16 protein-coding genes are annotated in these 18,674 nt (G+C 63.4%); 8 read left to right on the forward strand and 8 right to left on the reverse strand.

The window, feature by feature from the left end:
* From ACXJKO_RS16680 to ACXJKO_RS16690, 3 genes are all read left to right on the forward strand, one after another.
* Positions 1 to 1,004: amidase (locus ACXJKO_RS16680; RefSeq protein WP_457092208.1), on the forward strand; the 1,004-nt coding region annotated here is incomplete at its 5' end.
* 66 nt (positions 1,005 to 1,070) lie between these two features.
* Positions 1,071 to 1,829: an oxygen-dependent tRNA uridine(34) hydroxylase TrhO gene (gene trhO, locus ACXJKO_RS16685; RefSeq protein WP_457092209.1), complete on the forward strand. Its 759-nt coding sequence runs from the start codon at positions 1,071 to 1,073 to the stop codon at positions 1,827 to 1,829.
* Entirely contained in the window at positions 1,822 to 2,037 is a 216-nt protein-coding gene (locus ACXJKO_RS16690; RefSeq protein WP_457092210.1) for a SlyX family protein, read from the forward strand. Before trhO ends, ACXJKO_RS16690 begins: the two co-directional genes overlap by 8 nt.
* A gap of 32 nt (positions 2,038 to 2,069) precedes the next feature.
* Here ACXJKO_RS16690 and ACXJKO_RS16695 read toward each other — a convergent pair whose 3' ends face one another.
* Positions 2,070 to 2,291 carry an alkylphosphonate utilization protein gene (locus ACXJKO_RS16695; protein WP_457092211.1) on the reverse strand — a complete coding sequence of 74 codons (222 nt, stop codon included), beginning with the start codon at positions 2,289 to 2,291 and terminating at the stop codon, positions 2,070 to 2,072.
* 463 nt (positions 2,292 to 2,754) lie between these two features.
* On the opposite strand from ACXJKO_RS16695, the gene ACXJKO_RS16700 reads away from it, so the two are divergent.
* Both ACXJKO_RS16700 and ACXJKO_RS16705 read left to right on the forward strand, forming a co-directional pair.
* A complete protein-coding gene (locus tag ACXJKO_RS16700) occupies positions 2,755 to 3,843 on the forward strand; it encodes a TRAP transporter substrate-binding protein (RefSeq protein ID WP_457092212.1) in 1,089 nt (362 codons plus the stop codon).
* A 170-nt stretch (positions 3,844 to 4,013) separates the two neighbouring features.
* Positions 4,014 to 5,012, forward strand: coding sequence for an LLM class flavin-dependent oxidoreductase (locus ACXJKO_RS16705; protein ID WP_457092213.1), 999 nt, complete (start codon positions 4,014 to 4,016; stop codon positions 5,010 to 5,012).
* A gap of 137 nt (positions 5,013 to 5,149) precedes the next feature.
* Here the strand turns inward: ACXJKO_RS16705 and ACXJKO_RS16710 are convergent, their stop codons facing one another.
* The 3 genes from ACXJKO_RS16710 to ACXJKO_RS16720 form a co-directional block, all read right to left on the reverse strand.
* The gene (locus tag ACXJKO_RS16710) at positions 5,150 to 5,989 is read right to left on the reverse strand and encodes an ABC transporter permease (RefSeq protein WP_457092214.1); all 840 of its coding nucleotides are present in this window, start codon (positions 5,987 to 5,989) and stop codon (positions 5,150 to 5,152) included.
* Positions 5,989 to 6,933 carry an ABC transporter permease gene (locus ACXJKO_RS16715; protein ID WP_457092215.1) on the reverse strand — a complete coding sequence of 315 codons (945 nt, stop codon included), beginning with the start codon at positions 6,931 to 6,933 and terminating at the stop codon, positions 5,989 to 5,991. The genes ACXJKO_RS16710 and ACXJKO_RS16715 overlap by 1 nt, the downstream gene beginning before the upstream one ends.
* 212 nt (positions 6,934 to 7,145) lie before the next feature.
* The gene (locus ACXJKO_RS16720) at positions 7,146 to 8,627 is read right to left on the reverse strand and encodes an ABC transporter substrate-binding protein (RefSeq protein ID WP_457092216.1); all 1,482 of its coding nucleotides are present in this window, start codon (positions 8,625 to 8,627) and stop codon (positions 7,146 to 7,148) included.
* A 205-nt stretch (positions 8,628 to 8,832) separates the two neighbouring features.
* Here ACXJKO_RS16720 and ACXJKO_RS16725 point away from each other — a divergent pair, with 205 nt between their 5' ends.
* Complete coding sequence (locus ACXJKO_RS16725; RefSeq protein WP_457092217.1) at positions 8,833 to 9,120, forward strand: DUF2218 domain-containing protein; 288 nt, start codon at positions 8,833 to 8,835, stop codon at positions 9,118 to 9,120.
* A gap of 63 nt (positions 9,121 to 9,183) precedes the next feature.
* On the opposite strand, the gene ACXJKO_RS16730 is transcribed toward ACXJKO_RS16725, so the two are convergent.
* The 3 genes from ACXJKO_RS16730 to ACXJKO_RS16740 are packed head-to-tail and all read right to left on the reverse strand — an operon-like array spanning position 9,184 to position 13,060.
* The gene (locus ACXJKO_RS16730) at positions 9,184 to 9,933 is read right to left on the reverse strand and encodes an SDR family oxidoreductase (RefSeq protein WP_457092218.1); all 750 of its coding nucleotides are present in this window, start codon (positions 9,931 to 9,933) and stop codon (positions 9,184 to 9,186) included.
* Between the two features lie 31 nt (positions 9,934 to 9,964).
* Positions 9,965 to 11,437 carry an aldehyde dehydrogenase family protein gene (locus tag ACXJKO_RS16735; protein WP_457092219.1) on the reverse strand — a complete coding sequence of 491 codons (1,473 nt, stop codon included), beginning with the start codon at positions 11,435 to 11,437 and terminating at the stop codon, positions 9,965 to 9,967.
* Positions 11,438 to 11,449: 12 nt separating this feature from the next.
* Positions 11,450 to 13,060, reverse strand: coding sequence for an ABC transporter ATP-binding protein (locus ACXJKO_RS16740; protein WP_457092220.1), 1,611 nt, complete (start codon positions 13,058 to 13,060; stop codon positions 11,450 to 11,452).
* A gap of 129 nt (positions 13,061 to 13,189) precedes the next feature.
* Between ACXJKO_RS16740 and ACXJKO_RS16745 the strand changes: the two genes are divergently transcribed.
* Complete coding sequence (locus ACXJKO_RS16745; protein ID WP_457092221.1) at positions 13,190 to 14,614, forward strand: coniferyl aldehyde dehydrogenase; 1,425 nt, start codon at positions 13,190 to 13,192, stop codon at positions 14,612 to 14,614.
* 40 nt (positions 14,615 to 14,654) lie between these two features.
* Here the strand turns inward: ACXJKO_RS16745 and ACXJKO_RS16750 are convergent, their stop codons facing one another.
* Positions 14,655 to 16,730, reverse strand: a complete 2,076-nt coding sequence (locus ACXJKO_RS16750) for a sensor histidine kinase (RefSeq protein ID WP_457092222.1) — start codon at positions 16,728 to 16,730, stop codon at positions 14,655 to 14,657.
* Positions 16,731 to 16,837: 107 nt separating this feature from the next.
* Here ACXJKO_RS16750 and ACXJKO_RS16755 point away from each other — a divergent pair, with 107 nt between their 5' ends.
* The gene (locus ACXJKO_RS16755) at positions 16,838 to 18,649 is read left to right on the forward strand and encodes an ABC-F family ATP-binding cassette domain-containing protein (protein WP_457092223.1); all 1,812 of its coding nucleotides are present in this window, start codon (positions 16,838 to 16,840) and stop codon (positions 18,647 to 18,649) included.
* Positions 18,650 to 18,674 lie beyond the last annotated feature (25 nt).

Here is an 18,674-nt window from a genome sequence, read left to right on the forward strand (position 1 = left end):
ACGGCATGCTCTCCTCCGGCCTCTCAAGCTTCCATCCCCTTGCCCGCAATCCGTGGGACCTGTCCAAGAACCCCGGCGGCAGCTCGGCGGGCGCGGGCGCGGCGGCGGCTGCAGGCTACGGCCCGTTCCACATCGGCACGGATATCGGCGGCTCCATTCGCCTGCCCGCAGCCTGGTGCGGCGTGTTCGGACTGAAGCCCAGCTTCGGGCGCATTCCCATCGATCCGGCCTATTACGGACGCGTGGCCGGGCCGATGACGCGCAGCGTCCGCGATTCCGCGCTCATGATGACGAGCCTCACGCGGCCGGACATGCGCGATCCCACGAGCCTGCCTTATCAGGACTTGCCCTGGCTCGATCTCGACATCGACATCAAGGGCCTGACGATCGRCCTCATGATGGAGGCGGGCATCGGCCTAACCCTCGATCCCGAGGTGAAAGCCTGCGTCGAGGCTGCTGCCAAAGCCTTCGCGGATGCGGGTGCGATCGTCGAAGAGGTGAAGCCCTTCATCACCCGCCAGATGCTGGACGGGCTCGACGATTTCTGGCGCCAGCGCGCCTGGTCGGATATCGGCCCGCTGAGCGCCGAGGAGCGTGCCCGCATCCTGCCCTACATCCTGAAATGGGCGGAGGGCGGCAAAGCGCTGACGGGCTCTCAGGTTTACAACGGCATGAATCAGATGATGGTGATGCGCCATGCGGCGATTGCCGCCACGCATCGCTTCGACTTCGTGCTCTCGCCGGTTGCACCGAATGTCGCCTACGAGGCCGAGCTGGCCTCACCCATCCATGACCCCGAGAAGCCGTTCGAGCATATCGGCTACACGGTCGCCTTCAACATGTCGGACCAGCCGGCGGCCTCCGTCAACGCGGGCTTCACGAAGACGGGCCTCCCCATCGGCCTCCAGATCATCGGCCGGCGCTTCGACGATGTGGGCGTGCTGAGGCTCTCCCAAGCCTGGGAGCAGATGTGCCCGGATCGGCGGCCCTGGCCGAAGCTCTGACCGGAGCGACACCGAGGATCGTTGCACCGGGTTTTCCCATGGGCCGGCTGCTGGTAGAGAGCATCCATGACTTACAAAGTTGCCGCCCTCTATCAGTTCGCCGCGCTGCCCGACTTCCGGGAACTGCGGGACCCGCTTCATGCCATCTGCTCCGATCTCGGGATCAGGGGATCGCTGCTGCTTGCCCGCGAAGGCATCAACGGCACCGTGGCGGGAACGGAGGAGGGTATCGATGCCCTGGTGGCGGAGTTGCGGAACGGCCCGCTCTTCCGTGGCCGCCTCGACAACCTGGAGCTGAAGTTCTCGACCGCCGCCGAGATGCCCTTCAAGCGCATGAAGGTGCGCCTGAAAAAGGAGATCGTGACGCTGGGTGATCCCGAGGCCGATCCGACGCAGCAGGTCGGCGCCTATGTGTCGGCGACGGATTGGAACAGGCTGCTCGAAGACCCCGAGGTGATCTTGCTCGACACCCGCAACGATTTCGAGGTGGAGATGGGCACCTTCGAAGGCGCGGTGGATCCACGGATCAAGACGTTCAGCGAGTTCAAGGAATTCGTGCGCAACGAGCTCGATCCCGMRAAGCACAGGAAGRTCGCSATGTTCTGCACCGGCGGCATCCGCTGCGAGAAGGCCAGTTCCTACATGCTGAAAGAGGGCTTCGCGGAGGTCTATCACCTCAAGGGCGGCATCCTGCAATATCTGGAGGATGTGCCGGAAACCGAGAGCCGCTGGAACGGCGGCTGCTTCGTGTTCGACGAGCGCGTCTCCCTCGGCCATGGCCTTGTCGAACGGCCACAGGACAAGGAACTTGTGTCCGATGAGTGAAGACATCAACGCGCGCCTGGAGGCTCTGGAAATCCGTGTCGCCTACCAGGATCAAGTGATCGAGGATCTCAACCAGACGGTTATCGACCAATGGAAGAAAATCGACGCCCTGCGGCGCCAATTCAACGAGCTTCTCGACCGGGTTCAAGACGCGGAGGACAACTCCGGCTCACCCCGCGCGCCCGAGCCTCCGCCACCGCATTATTGAGACTTGTGGGCAGGTCGCGGAGAGCGACCGGCTCAGACCTTCTTCACAAATTCGGTCTTGAGCACCAGCCCTTTAATCTGAGCCGAACGACACTCGATCTCGCCTGCATTGTCCGTCAGGTGGATGCTCTTGAACACGGTGCCTCGCTTCAGGGTCGTGGAGGACCCCTTCACTTTCAGGTCTTTGATGACCTGAACGGAATCGCCCTCATTGAGAATGGCCCCGTTGCTGTCCCTGACAACCATGTCGCTCATATCGATCTCCTTGGGCGTACTTTGCGCCGTCGGAAGAGGGCATAGCCCCCGTGACGATACGTTGTCCATCGGGCCGCTTGTGACAGGTGCTGCACTCCCTCTCGGCCGCGCCAAAAAACTTTGCATCTTCTCTTGACCAGGCAAGCTTGTCCGCCCGAGATTTGTGACCATGGTGCGTTTCTGAGCATATGCATGAAAAGCAGGGGGTGCCCGCGTGTGGATCATGCCGCCAGACGATGAGAGCCATCCAACTCCCGGAACGTTGCCAAGCTTAATCGATACGCGCGCCGTAATTACAGGCACTTAAGCTGCGTAACTACATACCTAGTTTGTCAGCATACGAATGTGTGATGCAAAATATCTGCGGCCTCGCCCGACTTTGGTCTAGCTTTACCTGGAGCCTCGTCCTGTTCGTTACCAAGCATCTTTCAGCGCGACATGCCCTTAAGTGGAGAACGTACCCGTGAAACGCCGCCATTTTATCGCCACGGCCGGTGCCGGCATTGCCGCCGGCGCGATTGCAAAGCCCGCCATTGCTCAGTCCAACCCTGAAATCCGCTGGCGTTTGACGTCAGGCTTCCCGAAGTCGCTCGATACCATCTATGGCGGCGCCGATTTCCTGGCGAAGTACGTGTCCGCTGCGACCGAGGGCAAGTTTCAGATCCAGCCATTCTCGGCCGGTGAGATCGTCGGCACCTTCCAGGCGGCCGACGCGGTGTCCTCCGGCACAGTCGAGATGGCTCACACGGCGGCCTATTACTATGTAGGCAAGGACCCGACCTTTGCCGCCGCCGCAGCGGTGCCGTTCACGCTCAATGCCCGCCAGCTCAATGCCTGGCAGTACCACGGCGGCGGCATCGGCCTCGTGAACGAGTTCATGGCCAAGCATAACCTCTATGCTCTTCCGGGCGGCAACACCGGCACCCAGATGGGCGGCTGGTTCCGCAAGGAGATCAAGACCGTTCAGGATCTCCAGGGCCTGAAGATGCGCATTGCCGGCATTGCCGGTCAGGTCATGCAGAAGCTCGGCGTCATTCCGCAGCAGGTGGCTGGCGGCGACATCTACCCGTCGCTCGAGCGCGGCACCATCGACGCCGCCGAGTGGATCGGTCCCTACGACGACGAGAAGCTCGGCTTCCAGAAGGTCGCTCCGTACTACTACTATCCGGGCTTCTGGGAAGGTGGCCTGACGCTCCACTTCATGTTCAACAAGGCGAAGTGGGAATCCCTGCCGAAGAACTATCAGGCGATCGTCGAGGCTGCCTGCATGGCCGCCAACCAGGACATGCTTGCGAAGTACGATGCCAAGAACCCGGCGGCGCTCCGCAGCCTCGTCGGTGCGGGCGCGCAGCTGCGTCCGTTCTCGCAGGAAATCCTCGATGCCGCCTACAAGGCTACCAACGAGGTCTACGCGGAAATCTCGGCCCAGAACGCGGATTTCAAGAAGATTATCGACTCTATCCGCGCCTTCCGCAACGAAGAGTATCTGTGGTTCCAAGTGGCCGAGTACGCCTTCGATACGTACATGATCCGCGCCCGTACCCGCGGCTGAGCACGGACGCTCAAGTTTGACATATGAACCCGGCGCTCACGCGCCGGGTTTTTTATTCCTTGCAAGGCTGGTCTGCCTTCAGGGGAGGGCTATGCTCCTTGCGCGGGAGAGATTGAGTGCTGATCTGAAGGCAACCCGCCGCCTGTTCGGCACCAGAAAGAAGTCTTGCCATGCCCGTTCTCTCCATCCTCGACCTCGCGCATGTTCCGGAAGGCTCGACGCCCTCCGACGCCCTGCGCAACTCGCTCGATCTGGCGCAGCACGCGGAGCGATGGGGCTACAACCGCTTCTGGCTCGCCGAGCACCACAACATGGTCGGCATCGCCAGCGCCGCGACGAGCATCGCCATCGCCCATGTGGCCGGCGGCACGAAGACGATCCGTGTGGGCGCGGGCGGCATCATGCTGCCGAACCATTCGCCCCTGGTGATCGCCGAGCAGTTCGGCACGCTCGATGCGCTCTTTCCCGGTCGTATCGATCTCGGCGTAGGTCGTGCGCCCGGCACCGACCAGCGCACGCTTCGGGCGCTCCGCCGCGATCCGATGAGCGCGGACACATTTCCGCAGGACGTCGTCGAATTGCAGGCTCTGCTCGGGCCGCTTCAGCCGGATCAGGTGATCCAGGCCGTGCCGGGAACCGGCTCGAACGTGCCGATCTGGATTCTCGGATCGAGCCTCTTCGGCGCACAACTCGCCGGTATGCTGGGCCTGCCTTACGCTTTCGCCTCGCATTTCGCGCCCAACGCCCTGCTGCAGGCGCTACAGGCCTACAGGCAGCGCTTCGAGCCCTCCGCGCAATTGGACAAGCCCTATGCGATGGTCGGCGTGAACGTGATCGCGGCCGATACGGACGAAGAGGCGCGCCACCTCTTCACCTCGGCCCAGCAATCCTTCACCAACCTGTTCCGAGGCACACGCGGCAAGCTCCAGCCGCCTATCGACGATATCGAGAGCTATTGGACACCGCATGAGAAGGCGCAAGCCATGAACATGCTTGCCTGCTCCTTCGTGGGCTCGGCGCAGACGGTTCGTGAGGGATTGGAAGGCTTCCTTGAGCAGACCGGAGCCGACGAACTGATCGTCGCTTCCGCAATCTACGACCATTCCAAGCGCCTACGCTCGTACGAGATTTTGGCGGATGTGCGCGAGAGGATGAACAAGGCTGGTTAGAGTGCCCAGCAAAACTTCTTCCCGTCATCGCCGGGGTTGTCCCGACCATCCCGATTGGAAAAGCGCTTTGTTTCATCGCAACGGGATCACCGGCACGAGGCCGGTGATGACGTATGGGCATTGATGACACCGCGTTCCTAAGCCGTAGCGCCCCGCGCCTTCAGCGTCGGGTCTAGCGCATCGCGCAAGCCGTCGCCGAGCAAATTCAACCCAAGCACAGACAGCGCAATCGCGATGCCCGGTGCGATGGCAAGGTGGGGCGCTTGCGAGAGGTATGTCTGCGCATCGCTGAGCATACGGCCCCAGCTGGGGTTGGGCGGGCGCACGCCTAAGCCCAGATAGCTCAGGCCTGCCTCGGTGAGGATGGCGAGCGCCAGCTGGATCGTCACCTGCACGATCAGCGCGCCGGCGATATTCGGCATCACGTCTTCCCACGTAATGCGCAACGGATGCTTGCCGATGGATCGTGCGGCGGCGATGTAATCGAGCGTCCAGACCTGAAGCGCGACGGCGCGGGTGACGCGGGCGAAGACGGGAATGTTGAACACGGCAATGGCGAGGATCGCCGCGACGGGGCCGGAGCCGACAAGCGCGCCGATCATGATGGCGGACAGCACAGCCGGAAACGCGAAGACCACGTCGGAGACGCGCATGGCGATCTCGTCGGCAATGCCTTTCCACGCAGCAGCCGCGCAGCCGATGGCCGTGCCGATGGCAGCTCCCAGCAGAACGGCGGGCCACGCGATAGCGAGCGAGTTCCATGCGCCGACCATGAGCAGCGAGGTGACATCGCGGCCGAAATGATCTGTGCCGAGAAGGCCAGCCTCCAACGGCCCTTTCAGGCGAAGCGCCACGCGCACACGCGTCGGCGGCTCGGGCGTCCACACCAGCGAGACGAGCGCCGTGATGATCAACAGGGCGGTCAGGATACCGCCAACCACAAGGGCCGTGTTGAGGCGCAAAGTTGGGCGTTTCATCAGCGGCCCCTCAAGCGTGGATCGAGGATGGCGTAGCCGATATCGACTAAAAAGTTCACGACGATGACGAGTCCGGAGAAGATCAGCACGATATCCTTGATTACAACGAGGTCGCGCTGGTTGAGCGCCTGATAGGCGAGCCGCCCGAGGCCCGGCAGGTTGAACACGTTCTCCACCAAGATCGCGCCGCCGAAGAAGAAGGATAGCTGCAGGCCGAGAATGGTGGTGACGGGAATGAGCGCGTTCGGCACCACGTGGCGGCGCAGGGTGGCGCTCTTGTCGACGCCCTTGGCGCGCGCGGTGCGCACGAAATCCGCGCCGATCACTTCGAGCGTCGCCGAGCGCGTGACGCGGGTGAGCACGGCGGCCTGGGGCAGGGCGAGCGCGATGGCGGGCAGTAGGAGCGCCTGGAAGGCAGGCCATAAGCCCGCGCTCCACCCGGGAAAGCCGCCGGCGGGGAACCAGCCGAGACGCGTGGAGAAGAACAGGATGAACAGAAGGCCGATCCAAAAATTCGGCACCGCGACGCCGAGCTGGCTGAACACCAGAACAGCGCGATCCACCGCCGTGTCACGCCGCGCAGCCGCCGCCACGCCGAGCGGCAGGGCAAGCGCCGTCGAAATAAGAATGGCGAGAAGGCTCAAAGGCAGCGTCACATCCATGCGCTCGGCGACGAGCGTCGAGACCGGCATCTTGTACGTGATCGACGTGCCGAGATCGCCATGCAGCAATCCGCCGATCCATTGCAGGTAGCGCACCAGCGCAGGCTGATCGAGCCCGAGCTCCTGCCGCAGAGCCGCGAGCGTATCCTCGCGGGCGGATGTGCCGAGCATGATCGCCGCAGGATCGCCGGGCAGGACTTCAAGGATCAGGAAGATTGCCAGCGAGACGCAGAGGAGCGTCACGGTCAGGGAGACAAGTCGGGTGATGATGAGACGCAGCATGAAACCTGATTCACAAATCGTCTGTTCGCTCGTCCGTGCGGACAAAAAGTATCTGGCCAGATGAGCGAGCCGACGAACGACCTCTCCGCGTCATGGCCGGGCTTGTCCCGGCCATCCCGATCCGAAAAGCGCGACGCTTCAAGCCATCGGGATCACCGGCACAAGGCCGGTGATGACGTGCGAGAGATCGGATACGTATCACTGTTGTCATGTCACTCCGTCCACACCGCCTCCGTCACGTCGTTCGACGGAATGGGGGAGTTCTCCCACATGCCTTGCAGCTTCGCGTTCCACACGCCGAGCTTCGGCAGCTGGAAGAGGAAGAGCGCGGGCACGTCCTCGGCGAGAATTTTCTGCGCTTCCGCGTATTTCGCGTAGCGCGCCTTCTCGTCCGTGGTCTTCGCCGCGTCGGCGATCAGGGCCTTGAACTTGTCGTTCTTGTAATTGAAGTAATAGTTGTCACGGGCGAAGATATCGATGTCGAGCGGCTCCGCATGGGCCACGATGGTCACATCGTAATCCTTCGCCTTGAACACCTCCTCGATCCACTTGGCCGGGAACTCGGTGGGGATGATCTTCAGCTCCACACCCACTTCCGCGAACATCGCGGAGAGCAGCTCCGCCGAGCGGCTGGCATAGGCCATCTGCGGGGTCTTGATGGTGATCGACAGGCCATCGGCGACACCGGCTTCCTTCAAGAGGGCCTTGGCTTTCTCCACATCGTAGGGAATGACATTCGTCATATCCACGAAGGCCGGGTTGTTGGGCGAGAAGAAGCTGCCGATGGGCTGGCCGAGGCCGGAATAGGCGCCTTCCACGAGCGCCTTGCGATCCACCGCATGCATGAGCGCGCGGCGCACGCGCACATCGTCGAACGGCTTCTTGCCGCTGTTGAGACCGGCGACGACCTCGCCTTCCGTGTTGCCCGCAACGGCTTTGAAGCGCGAATCCTTCTGGAATTCGGCAAACAGCTCGGGGGCCGCGAGGTTCGGGAAGGCATCCACATCGCCCGCGCGCACGGCTGCCACTTGCGCCTGCGAGTCGCTGATGAAGCGGAAGGTCACGGTCTCCAGCTTCGTCTTGTCCTTCTGCCAGTAATCCGGGTTCTTCACGAGTTCCACCCGGTCGCCGCGCGTCCAGGACTTGAACTTGAAGGGGCCGGTACCGACCGGGTTCGCAGCGTTGCCTGCCGCCGTTTCCGGCGCCACGATCACGGCATCGCCCCAGCCGAGATAGGTGAGGAAGTTGCCGGAGGTTTCCTTCAGCTTGATCACGACGGTCGCCGGATCGGGCGTCTCGATGGAGGCGATGGGCGCGAAGATCTGCTTCTGCGCGTTCGTGGATTTCGGGTCGCGGGCGCGGTCGAAGGCGAATTTCACGTCCGCCGAATCGAAGGTCGAGCCGTCATGGAACTTCACGCCTTCCTGAAGGCGGAAGGTATAGGTCAAGCCGTCGGGCGAAATCTCCCAGCTCTTGGCGAGGAGGGGCTGCACCTTGCCGGAGCGGTCGATGCGAACGAGGCCCTCATAGAGATTGGCCCAGGTGACTTCGCGGATGGCGACGGGGGCCGCAATCGTCGGGTCGAGGCCCGGGGGCTCGATGGGCATTCCGACGACGAGAGAGGTCTTGGCGGCAAAGGCCGGCAGGGCGCTGACGGACAAAAGCAGGGCGGCGGCCAGGAAGCGCTTCGACATTAGGCGGATCTCCATCCGGTACAGGGAGCGAAAGGTCGCGATGGCCCTCAGCTTACGCAGTGTCGCGCCGGATGGAAGATGGGCCTTACCGATTTTTAACGTGCCGGCGCGGTTGCGAACCCCTAAATCAGGAGAATGCGGGCCTTCTCACCGGAGGAGGGGCCTTGGTTCTTGAGGCCCGCCACCAGCAGTGAAAGGTATGAGAATGGCTCGTGAAACAGCACAGGTGCCGACCCCGAACGGCGCCAGATATCTTCAACAGCTCTGCAAGCATTGGAGCCACAAGCTCGATGTGCGATTGACCGAAAACGAAGGCATCGTTCGCTTTCCTAACGCGGTTGCGACCATGCGGGCGGACACCGTCGGCCTCACGGTGACGGTCGAGGCCGAGGAGGCCGAGACCCTAGAGCGCATGAAAGGTGTGGTCGCCTCCCACCTGGACAGATTCGCCTTCCGCGAGGCGCCGCTGCCGTTTCAGTGGGTAAGGGGCTGACCCACTTCGTCATGCCCGCACTCGTTGCGGGCATGACGGTGGAGAGAGCAGAGCTTTTTAATGCTAAATGCAGCGCCCGCCATCGACCTCCAACACCACGCCGGTGATCATGCTGGCCTCATCGGAAGCGAGATAAAGCGCGGCATTGGCGATGTCCTGCGGGGTCGAGAAACGGCCGAGCGGGATCGAGTTGACGAAAAGCTCGCGCTTCTGGGGAGTATCCTCGCCCATGAAGGTGGCAAGCAGGGGCGTATCGCCCGCAACAGGTGCGAGAGCGCAGACGCGGATCTTGTTGGGCGCGAGTTCCACGGCCATGGACTTGGTCATGGTGTGAACGGCGCCCTTGGTGCTGTTGTACCAAGTAAGGCCCGGACGTGGACGTAAGCCCGCAGTCGAGCCCACATTGATGATCGCGCCGCCGCCCTGTTTCTGCATGAGCGGAACGGCGGCCCTGGCGAAGAGATAGATCGACTTCACGTTCACCGCGAAGACCCGGTCGAACTCGTCCTCCTCGACTTCCAGCATTGGCCTGTTGCGATGGCTGATGCCCGCATTGTTGACTACGATGTCGAGCTTGCCGAAGCTTGCTACCGTCTTCTCCACCGCCGCGTTCACGTCGGCAGCCTTCGACACGTCGGCGGCAAGGCCGATGGCCGATGCGCCGATCTTTTCGGCCGCGCTTTTCGCGGCTGCTTCATTGATGTCGATGATGGCGACCTTCGCGCCCTCGCGAGCGAATGTTTCCGCGATGCCCTGGCCAAAGCCGGAGCCCGCGCCGGTGATCAGCGCCACCTTGCCTTCGAGGCGATTCATGTTTCTTCCCTTAGTCTAGAGTAATGCTGGTTTATCCGTGCGCGATGACGATCGTGCGCGTGGTCGTAAACTCGACCAAGCCTTCGAAACCCTTCTCACGGCCATGGCCGGAGCGGCCGAAGCCGCCGAAGGGCAGCTCGACGCCGCCGCCCGCGCCGTAGCAGTTCACGAAAACCTGTCCGGCGCGCATGGAGCGTCCCACGCGGGTCGAGCGCATGGCGTCGCGGGTCCACACGCCTGCCGCAAGGCCGTAAGCCGTGCCGTTGGCGAGGCGGATCGCATCGGCTTCGTCCTCGAAGGGCGTTGCAACGAGAACAGGGCCGAAGACCTCTTCCTGCGACAGGATGCTTTCATGCGGCACCGGCGCAAGGAAGGTCGGCGTTACGTAGAAGCCGCCCGCCGGCGCATCGAGCGTCACGACGCCTTCGCCGATCACCGCGAGGCCCTCGTTGCGGGCGCGGTCGAGATAGCCGAGGACGCGGCGCTGCTGCGCTTGATTGATCATGGGGCCGAGATCGGGCTCGCGCTCCGGATGGCCTGCGCGAAGCGTGCGGAAGCGTTCCGAGATGGCGCTCACCACATCGTTGAAGATGCCGCGCTGAATCAGGAGGCGGCTGCCCGCCGAGCAGGTCTGACCGCCATTCTGGATGATGGCGTTGACGAGGTTCGGCATGGCGCGTTCGAGATCCGCATCGTCGAACACGATCTGGGCGGATTTTCCGCCGAGTTCGAGGGTCACGCCCACATGGTTCTTGGCGGCTGCGGTCTGCACGGCGGTGCCGGTCTCGGGGCTGCCGGTGAAGGACAGGAAGTCGATGCCGGAATGCGCTGCGAGCGCCGCACCCGCCGAGCGGCCAAGGCCCGTCACTACGTTGAGCGCGCCGTCCGGGAAGCCGACCTCGCGGGCAAGTGCGGCGACTCGCAGGATGGTGAGCGAAGCATCTTCCGCAGGCTTCACGACGGTGGCGTTGCCGGCGGCAAGGGCCGCGCCCACGGAGCGCCCGAAGATCTGCATCGGGTAGTTCCAGGGCACGATATGCCCGGTCACGCCATGCGGCACGCGCTCGACGCTGACAAGGTGGGTGTGGAGATAGGGAATGACATCGCCGTGCAGCTTGTCGGCGGCGCTGCCGTAGAATTCGAAATAGCGGGCGAGTGCGATGGCATCCGCGCGGGACTGGCGCAGGGGCTTGCCGTTGTCGCGGCTTTCCAGCAGGGCCAGTTCGTCGGCCTTGGCCTCGACGGCCTGGGCGAGCTTCATCAGTAGGCGTCCGCGCTCTGTCGCGGTCAACTTGCCCCAATCGCCTTCGAAAGCCTTACGGGCGGCAGCGACGGCGGCGTCTATATCCTGGGGCGTGCCGGCGGCAATGCGGGCGAGCAGCGAGCCGTCAATCGGCGAGAGCACGTCCAGCATCATGCCATCGGAGGATGCAACGTTACGGCCGCCGATGAGGTTCTGGAAAATCATATCCGGGGCGATGGACGGGCTGACTTGATCGTTCACGGGGCCTTCTCCCTAAATCATCTTGTGCATTCCCGGCACGGCGGCCAGGAGCTGGCGCGTATAGGCATCGCGCGGGTTGGCGAACAGTTGCGCCGTTTCCGCCATTTCCACAATCCGACCTTTTTGCATGACAGCTACGCGGTCGCAGATCTGGGCGGCTACTCGCAGATCGTGGGTGATGAACAGGATCGCAAGTCCCAACTCCTCCTGAAGGTTCTTGATGAGCTTCAGAATTTCGGCCTGAACGGAGACGTCGAGGGCGGACACCGCCTCGTCCGCCACCAGCACATCGGGCCTCATGGCGAGCGCCCGGGCGATGCCGATGCGCTGGCGCTGGCCGCCGGAGAACTCGTGCGGGTAGCGATCCAGCGCTTGCGCGGGCAGGCCCACTTTCCGGAGCAGGATCCGGGCCTCTTCCATGGCTTTCGCCGGATTTTCCCCTTGCGTGATCGGCCCCTCGGAGATGATGCGCCCCACAGTGCGGCGCGGATTGAGGGAGGCGAAGGGGTCCTGGAAGACCATCTGGATGCGGCGGCGATGCGGACGCAGATCTCGCTGGGAAAGGGTGCTGAAAGGCAGGTCGCCGACCTCGATCAGGCCGCCATCCGGCTCGATGAGGCGCAGCACGCAGCGCCCGACCGTGGATTTGCCGGAGCCGGATTCACCCACGAGCCCCAGAGTCTCGCCGCGCCGGATTTCGAAGCTCACCGCATCCGCCGCCTGAACCTCCCGCTTCTTCGTGAAGAAGCCACGCCCCCCATAGGTCTTGGTCAGGGCATCGACCTTGAGAGTGATCGGCTCGCCCGCGAGCGGCTTGGGGGCCGGCGGGGTCAGGGATGGCACGGCTGCGAGCAGGCGCTTGGTATAAGGATGCTTGGGGTGGTTCAGCACCTCTTCCGCCGGGCCTTCCTCGACGAGCTCGCCATGCTGCAGCACAGCCACGCGGTCGGCGATCTCGGCCACCACGCCGAAATCGTGGGTGATGAAGAGAACCGCCGTGCCCTTCTTGCGGCGCAGGTTGTCGATGAGCTTCAGCACCTGGGCCTGGGTGGTCACATCGAGCGCAGTCGTCGGCTCGTCGGCGATGAGGAGCTTGGGTTCCAGCGCCAGAGCCATGGCGATCATCACCCGCTGGCGCTGACCGCCGGACAATTCATGCGGGTAGGCTTTGGCGATCAGCTCGGGGTTCGGCAGGTTGACCTCCGTGAGAAGCTCCAGCACCCGGCGGCTACGCTCGGAGGGGCTCAGAACCCCATGGGCCCGGAAGGTCTCTGAGATCTGGTCCTCCACCCGCATGACCGGGTTGAGGGAGGTCATCGGCTCCTGAAACACCGTGCCGACCTCCCGCCCGCGCACATCGCACCAGCCGTCCTCATCGAGGGCGAGCAGTTCGCGTCCCGCCAGCTTGATTGAGCCCGAGAGCACATCGACGCCGATTGGCAGAAGGCCGATGGTCGCCATGGCCGTCATGGACTTGCCGGAGCCGGATTCGCCGACGACGCAGAGTGTCTCGCCCGGCTGGATGGTCAGCGTCAGGTTTTGGATCGCACGCTTTCGGTCCGCCAGGGCGGGGAGCCCGATGGCGAGATTCTCGATCGACAGCACGGGGGCGGGGCTGCTCAATGATGTTCTCCTTGTCGGCCCATCCTCGCCATCTCCGCCGCTCCGTCAATCCATGCGGATGCCCTCCATGTTGAGAATGGTGTTGCCTCCGCCATATGCTCACAGGGTTACAGGGGAGTGCGTCGAGYCGTGCATGATGTTCTGTCTTGGGGTGAGGACAGGCTGCAGCAATGCTTTGCCCTCCAAAAGCGCGCATGGGCCGAGCAGGGGCCACTTTCCGTCGAGCGCCGAGCCGAAGGCTTGGGCGCGCTTGCTGATGTGCTGGTGCAGCATGCGGATGATTTCGCGAAGGCCATCGGCGAGGATTTTGGCCATCGCTCCACGCATGAAACCAAGCTGTCGGATCTCTATCCCGTCATCGCGGGCCTTAGCCATGCACGGAAAAACTTCCGCCGCTGGATGAAGCCGCGTCGTCGCCCGATCCAAATGATGTTCCAGCCTGCCTCTGGCCGAGTCCTGTATCAGCCCTTGGGCGTCGTCGGCATCATGAGCCCGTGGAACTACCCGGTGCAGCTTGCGCTTGCGCCTCTCGCGGGCGCACTCGCCGCCGGCAACCGGGTGCTGATCAAACCGTCCGAATTGACGCCATGCACTTCCATATTGCTGGAAGAGGTCATCGGCGCGGTGTTCGATGAAACCGAAGTCGCCGTGATCCAGGGCGGCGTTCGCGAGGCGCAGGCTTTCGCGCGGCTGCCCTTCGACCATCTGTTCTTCACCGGTTCTACGGCAGTGGGACGCGAGGTAATGAAAGCAGCGGCRAGGAATCTCGTGCCGGTCACGCTGGAACTCGGCGGCAAATCTCCCACCATTCTCGGGTCGGATTTTCCGCTTGAGAAAGCAGCGGAGCGGATCGCGGTCGGCAAGCTTTTCAATGCGGGACAAACCTGCATCGCACCTGATTACGCGCTCGTGCCACGTCATCTCGAAGCTGCTTTCGTTGCAGCCTATCGCGATGCAGTGGTGCGGCTTTATCCGAGTCTTGCGGCCAATCCCGACTACACGGCCATCGTCAATGCTCGACATTACGAGCGCATCCGCAGCCTGATCGACGATGCCAGGGCAGGTGGCGCCACATTGAACGAGATCAATCCTGCTGCCGAGCAATTCGACGAGCGTACGCGAAAGATGGCGCCCGTCGTTCTCACCGGCGTTCCCGATCATGCACGTGTCATGCAGGAGGAAGTCTTCGGGCCGGTTCTTCCTATTGTCACCTACGATACCATCGAGGAAGCCTGCCGCTATATCGGCGAGCGTCCTCATCCCCTTGCACTTTATCTGTTCAGCTACGACAAGCGGATCATCGCGACCGTTCTCGAAAAGACCTTGTCCGGCGGCGTCGGAATCAACGACACGCTTCTCCATTGCGTGCAGGAGGAACTGCCCTTCGGCGGCGTGGGCGAAAGCGGCATGGGGGCTTATCACGGCGAGGCGGGATTCAGGACTTTCAGCCATGCCCGCTCGGTCTTCCGGCAGGCGCGGTTCAACGGGGCGGGCATGACGAAGCCGCCTTATGGCAATCGGATCAATCGGCTTCTGTCGCTGCTCATGCGCTAACGAATCCGGCTCCCTGCTGGGAAAGACCTTCGAGCCGAACTCAACGATGCATCGCTTCGGTGAGGTGGGAATCGCCCATCAAGGGCACGGAGATGTCATAGGACACGCCCGTGACCGCGAAGTTGAGCACCATGTATCCTTCCAGCTCGCCTTCGATGCTGCGCTTGATCAGGCGTGAGCCGAAGCCCTGGCGCTTCGGGGGCGATACCGGTGGTCCGCCCGACTCCGTCCAGTGGAAGCGCAATTGCGGCGGGCGGTCCTCGCTTGGAACGACAGACCACGACACATCGAGATGGCCCGAGGGCATGGACAATGCGCCGTACTTCGCGGCATTCGTGACCAGCTCGTGCAGGACGAGACCGAAATTGATGGCATAGCGGGAGGGCAGGTTCACCTTCGACCCTTCGATGGCGACGCGCCTGTCTCCCGATTTGCGATAGGGTGCCAGCTCCTGCTCCACGATCTCGCGCAAATCCGCCTCGCGCCATGATTTGCGGGTGAGCAGGTTGTGGGTTTTCGAAAGCGCGAGCAGGCGGCCCTCGAACGCTTCCTTGAACTGCATCGTATCCTTGGTGGAGCGCAGCGTCTGCGACGCGATGGACTGCACGGTGGCGAGGGTGTTCTTCACGCGGTGGTTCAACTCGTCGAGGAAGAAGCGTTGCTGGTCCTCGGCCTGCTTTCGCTCGGTAATATCCTGGAAGATACCGACGAAGGAGACAGGCTTGCCCTCCTCATCAAAGGAGACGCGGCCTCTCGAATTGATCCACCGGATCTCGCCGTTCGGGCGCCGGATCCGGTATTCGTCTTCGTAGTTCCCATCGCCGCGCACCGCGTCACGCAGGTTTTCGAGGGAGCTCTCCACATCGTCGGGATGGACGATGCCGCGCCAATCCTCGATGCTCGCCGTGGTCTTCGCTTCAGGGAGGCCGAGGAGCGAGGCCGCCTGGCTCGACCAGCCTCCGGTCCTTTTCCTGAGGTCGAACCACCACGTGCCCATGTGGCCAGCCTCAAGCGCCAGCCTCGCACGCTCCTCGCTGGCCTGAAGGGCCCGCTGACGTTCGGCGACGTCATCCATGAGGTCGTTGAAGCCTTTAGCCAGGAGGCTGAACTCGCCGGCGTTGCGGGGCAGGTCGATGCGGGCGTGATAATCACCGCGCCGCCAGTCGCGCACCGCGTTCGTCATGATGTCAAACGGTTTGGTGATGAAGGCGCGGCTCGCCAGCCACGAGAGCGACAGGGCAAGGATGAGGGCCGCYGTAATCAGCATGAATCCGCGCCGCGATGCCTGGTTGATCGGCTGGAAGCTCGCTTTCGTGGACAGGCCGGCGGCGATGAAGATGCCGATGGGCGGCACTTGAACGGGGATATACCCGATGATGCGCTCGACCCCGTCGATGGATTTTGCCTCGAAGGAGCCGATCCGGTCGCGCCAGAAATACTCCATGGCGCTCTCGGGCAGGCTCGCCCCCACGAACTTTTCCTGGAAAGGCTCACGGGCGAGGATAAGGCCGTTCCTGTCGGCAATCGTGATGGAGCCGTTCGGCGGGAGAGTGCGCTCCTTTAGCTTGAGATCCAGCCAGTTCAGGTCGAGGGCGCCGGCGATGACGCCGATGATGCGGCCGTCGTTGTCCTGGATCGGCATAGCGAGCGGGAGGACAGGATGGGCCGGCAGGCCGCCTTCGATGAAGCTCGAGGTGAAGTCGCCGATCACGAATTGCCGTCTCGCCAGCGCCTCCTGAAAATAGAAGCGGTTCGTGAAGCGCAGGTCCGCATAGGAAGGCTTTCCGCTGGTGCAGCGGACTTGCCCCTCGAGGTCCAGCGCCACGAAGGTCCATACCTGGGGCATCTTCTGCTGCAACGACTTCAGATAGTTACTGCAGACGAGAGTATCGAAGCCCCGGATGGACCGGGTCTCTTCGATGGCTGTTAGAAGGCTTTTAATCCCGTCGAAGATCCGTTCCAGCTCGGAACCGGCGAGTTGGGCCTGGCGAATGGCTTGCTCATGGATCTCCGCCTCGCGGGCGCGCCGCAGGGAGACCTCCGTGTATGTCCAGATGACGATCGCCGGCAGAACCGAGATCAACGCCAGGAGGAGCAAACGCCGCGCCAGTGTCATTCAACCGTCCAGCTTATTCGACACCAAGGGACCACAAAGAGCGCCCAGCGTCCACTGCGGCGAAGGTGGCCTTGCATTGGCGGCCCTGAGGTGTCAGGGGAGCAGGAATGGCGCTTCCTCCTCTTCTCCTCCTCCAGGATATCGCTCTCACCTTCGGCGGCACGCCGCTGATCGAGAGCGCCGAACTCTCCGTCTCGCCCGGCGAGCGGGCCTGCCTCGTCGGCCGCAACGGCTCGGGCAAGTCCACTTTGCTCAAGATCGCCGCAGGCCTCATGGAGGCCGACAAGGGCAAGCGATTCGTGCAGCCGGGCGCCACCGTGCGCTACCTGGCACAGGAGCCTGACCTCAGCGCCTTCCCGAATACGCTCGCTTATGTCGAATCCGGCCTCGGGCCGGGGGATGACCCGTATCGCGCCCGTTACCTGCTGGAGCAGTTGGGCATGACGGGCGAGGAGAAGCCCGCCGACCTCTCCGGCGGCGAGGCCCGCCGCGCGGCGCTGGCCCATGTGCTGGCCCCCCAGCCCGATATCCTGCTGCTCGACGAGCCCACGAACCATCTGGACCTGCCCGTCATCGAATGGCTGGAAGGGGAGCTGAAGAGCCTGCGCTCGGCCCTCGTCCTCATCAGCCACGACCGCCGCTTTCTGGAAAGCCTGTCCCAGGCGACCGTCTGGCTCGACCGGGGACGCACCCGCCGCATGGACCAGGGCTTCGCCCATTTCGAGGAATGGCGCGATCAGGTGCTGGAGCAGGAGGAGGCCGAGCACCACAAGCTCGGTCGCAAGCTCGTGGCCGAGGCCGATTGGCTGCGCTACGGCGTGACCGCCCGGCGCAAGCGCAACGTGCGCCGCCTCGGCAATCTCCACTCCATGCGCCAGCAATACCGCGACCGCGACCGGGCGGTGGGCACGGTCAGCATGACGCTGGCAGAGGCCGAGCAGTCCGGCACCCTTGTGGTGGAGGCGGAGGGCATCTCGAAATCCTACGGCGAGCGTCCCATCGTCTCGAACCTGTCCCTTCGCCTGCTGCGCGGCGACCGGCTCGGCATCATCGGGCCGAACGGCGCAGGGAAAACCACGCTCATCAACCTGCTCACCGGCAATCTCCAGCCGGATGAGGGCCGGGTGCGTCTCGGCTCGAATCTCCAGATGGTCACCCTCGACCAGCGGCGCGCGAGCCTCGACCCCAACGCTACCGTGGCGGAGACGCTGACCGGCGGGCGGGGCGACACCGTCACCATCGGCGGGCAGACGAAGCATGTGATCGGCTATATGAAGGATTTCCTGTTCGCGCCTGAGCAGGCCCGCACGCCCGTGGGCGTGCTCTCCGGTGGCGAGCGCAACCGCCTGATGCTGGCCCGCGCCCTGGCGCAGCCCTCGAATCTTCTGGTGCTCGACGAGCCGACCAACGATCTCGATCTGGAGACCCTCGATCTTCTCCAGGAGATGATCACGGATTATTCCGGCACCGTCCTTCTCGTCAGCCACGACCGCGACTTCCTCGACCGCACGGTCAGCTCCGTTCTTGTCTCGGAAGGCGAGGGGCGCTGGCTCGAATATGCGGGCGGCTATTCAGACATGGTGGCCCAGCGCGGCCAGGGCGTTCAGGCCCGCGTGGTCGAGAGGGATGTTAAGCCGAAGAACGGTGACAAGCCCGCCGCCGCGAGAGCGGAGCAGGCCAAGCGCAAGCTCAACTTCAACGAGCAGCACGACCTCAAGACCCTGCCTTTGAGGATGCAGGAGACCGAAGCCAAGATCGCCAAGGTCCAGGAAATCCTCGCCGATCCCGACCTCTATTCCCGCGACCCCGGTCGCTTCCAGAAGGCCATGGACATGCTCGCTCAGCTGCAAGGGGAGTTGCATGCCGCGGAGGAGCGCTGGCTGGAGCTGGAGATGCTGCGGGAGGAGCTTGAGGGGTAGAAGCAGGAATTCACTCCCCAATCGA

It is taken from the genome of Microvirga sp. P5_D2 (assembly GCF_054049475.1).

What these genes read in the sequence shown, in the direction of transcription:
- ACXJKO_RS16705 (WP_457092213.1), top strand. Translation starts at nt 4,014, where the DNA reads ATGCCCGTTCTCTCCATCCTCGACCTCGCGCATGTTCCGGAAGGCTCG.
- ACXJKO_RS16720 (WP_457092216.1), bottom strand. Translation starts at nt 8,627, where the DNA reads ATGTCGAAGCGCTTCCTGGCCGCCGCCCTGCTTTTGTCCGTCAGCGCC.
- ACXJKO_RS16730 (WP_457092218.1), bottom strand. Translation starts at nt 9,933, where the DNA reads ATGAATCGCCTCGAAGGCAAGGTGGCGCTGATCACCGGCGCGGGCTCC.
- ACXJKO_RS16695 (WP_457092211.1), bottom strand. Translation starts at nt 2,291, where the DNA reads ATGAGCGACATGGTTGTCAGGGACAGCAACGGGGCCATTCTCAATGAG.
- ACXJKO_RS16725 (WP_457092217.1), top strand. Translation starts at nt 8,833, where the DNA reads ATGGCTCGTGAAACAGCACAGGTGCCGACCCCGAACGGCGCCAGATAT.
- ACXJKO_RS16710 (WP_457092214.1), bottom strand. Translation starts at nt 5,989, where the DNA reads ATGAAACGCCCAACTTTGCGCCTCAACACGGCCCTTGTGGTTGGCGGT.
- ACXJKO_RS16715 (WP_457092215.1), bottom strand. Translation starts at nt 6,933, where the DNA reads ATGCTGCGTCTCATCATCACCCGACTTGTCTCCCTGACCGTGACGCTC.
- ACXJKO_RS16690 (WP_457092210.1), top strand. Translation starts at nt 1,822, where the DNA reads ATGAGTGAAGACATCAACGCGCGCCTGGAGGCTCTGGAAATCCGTGTC.
- ACXJKO_RS16755 (WP_457092223.1), top strand. Translation starts at nt 16,838, where the DNA reads ATGGCGCTTCCTCCTCTTCTCCTCCTCCAGGATATCGCTCTCACCTTC.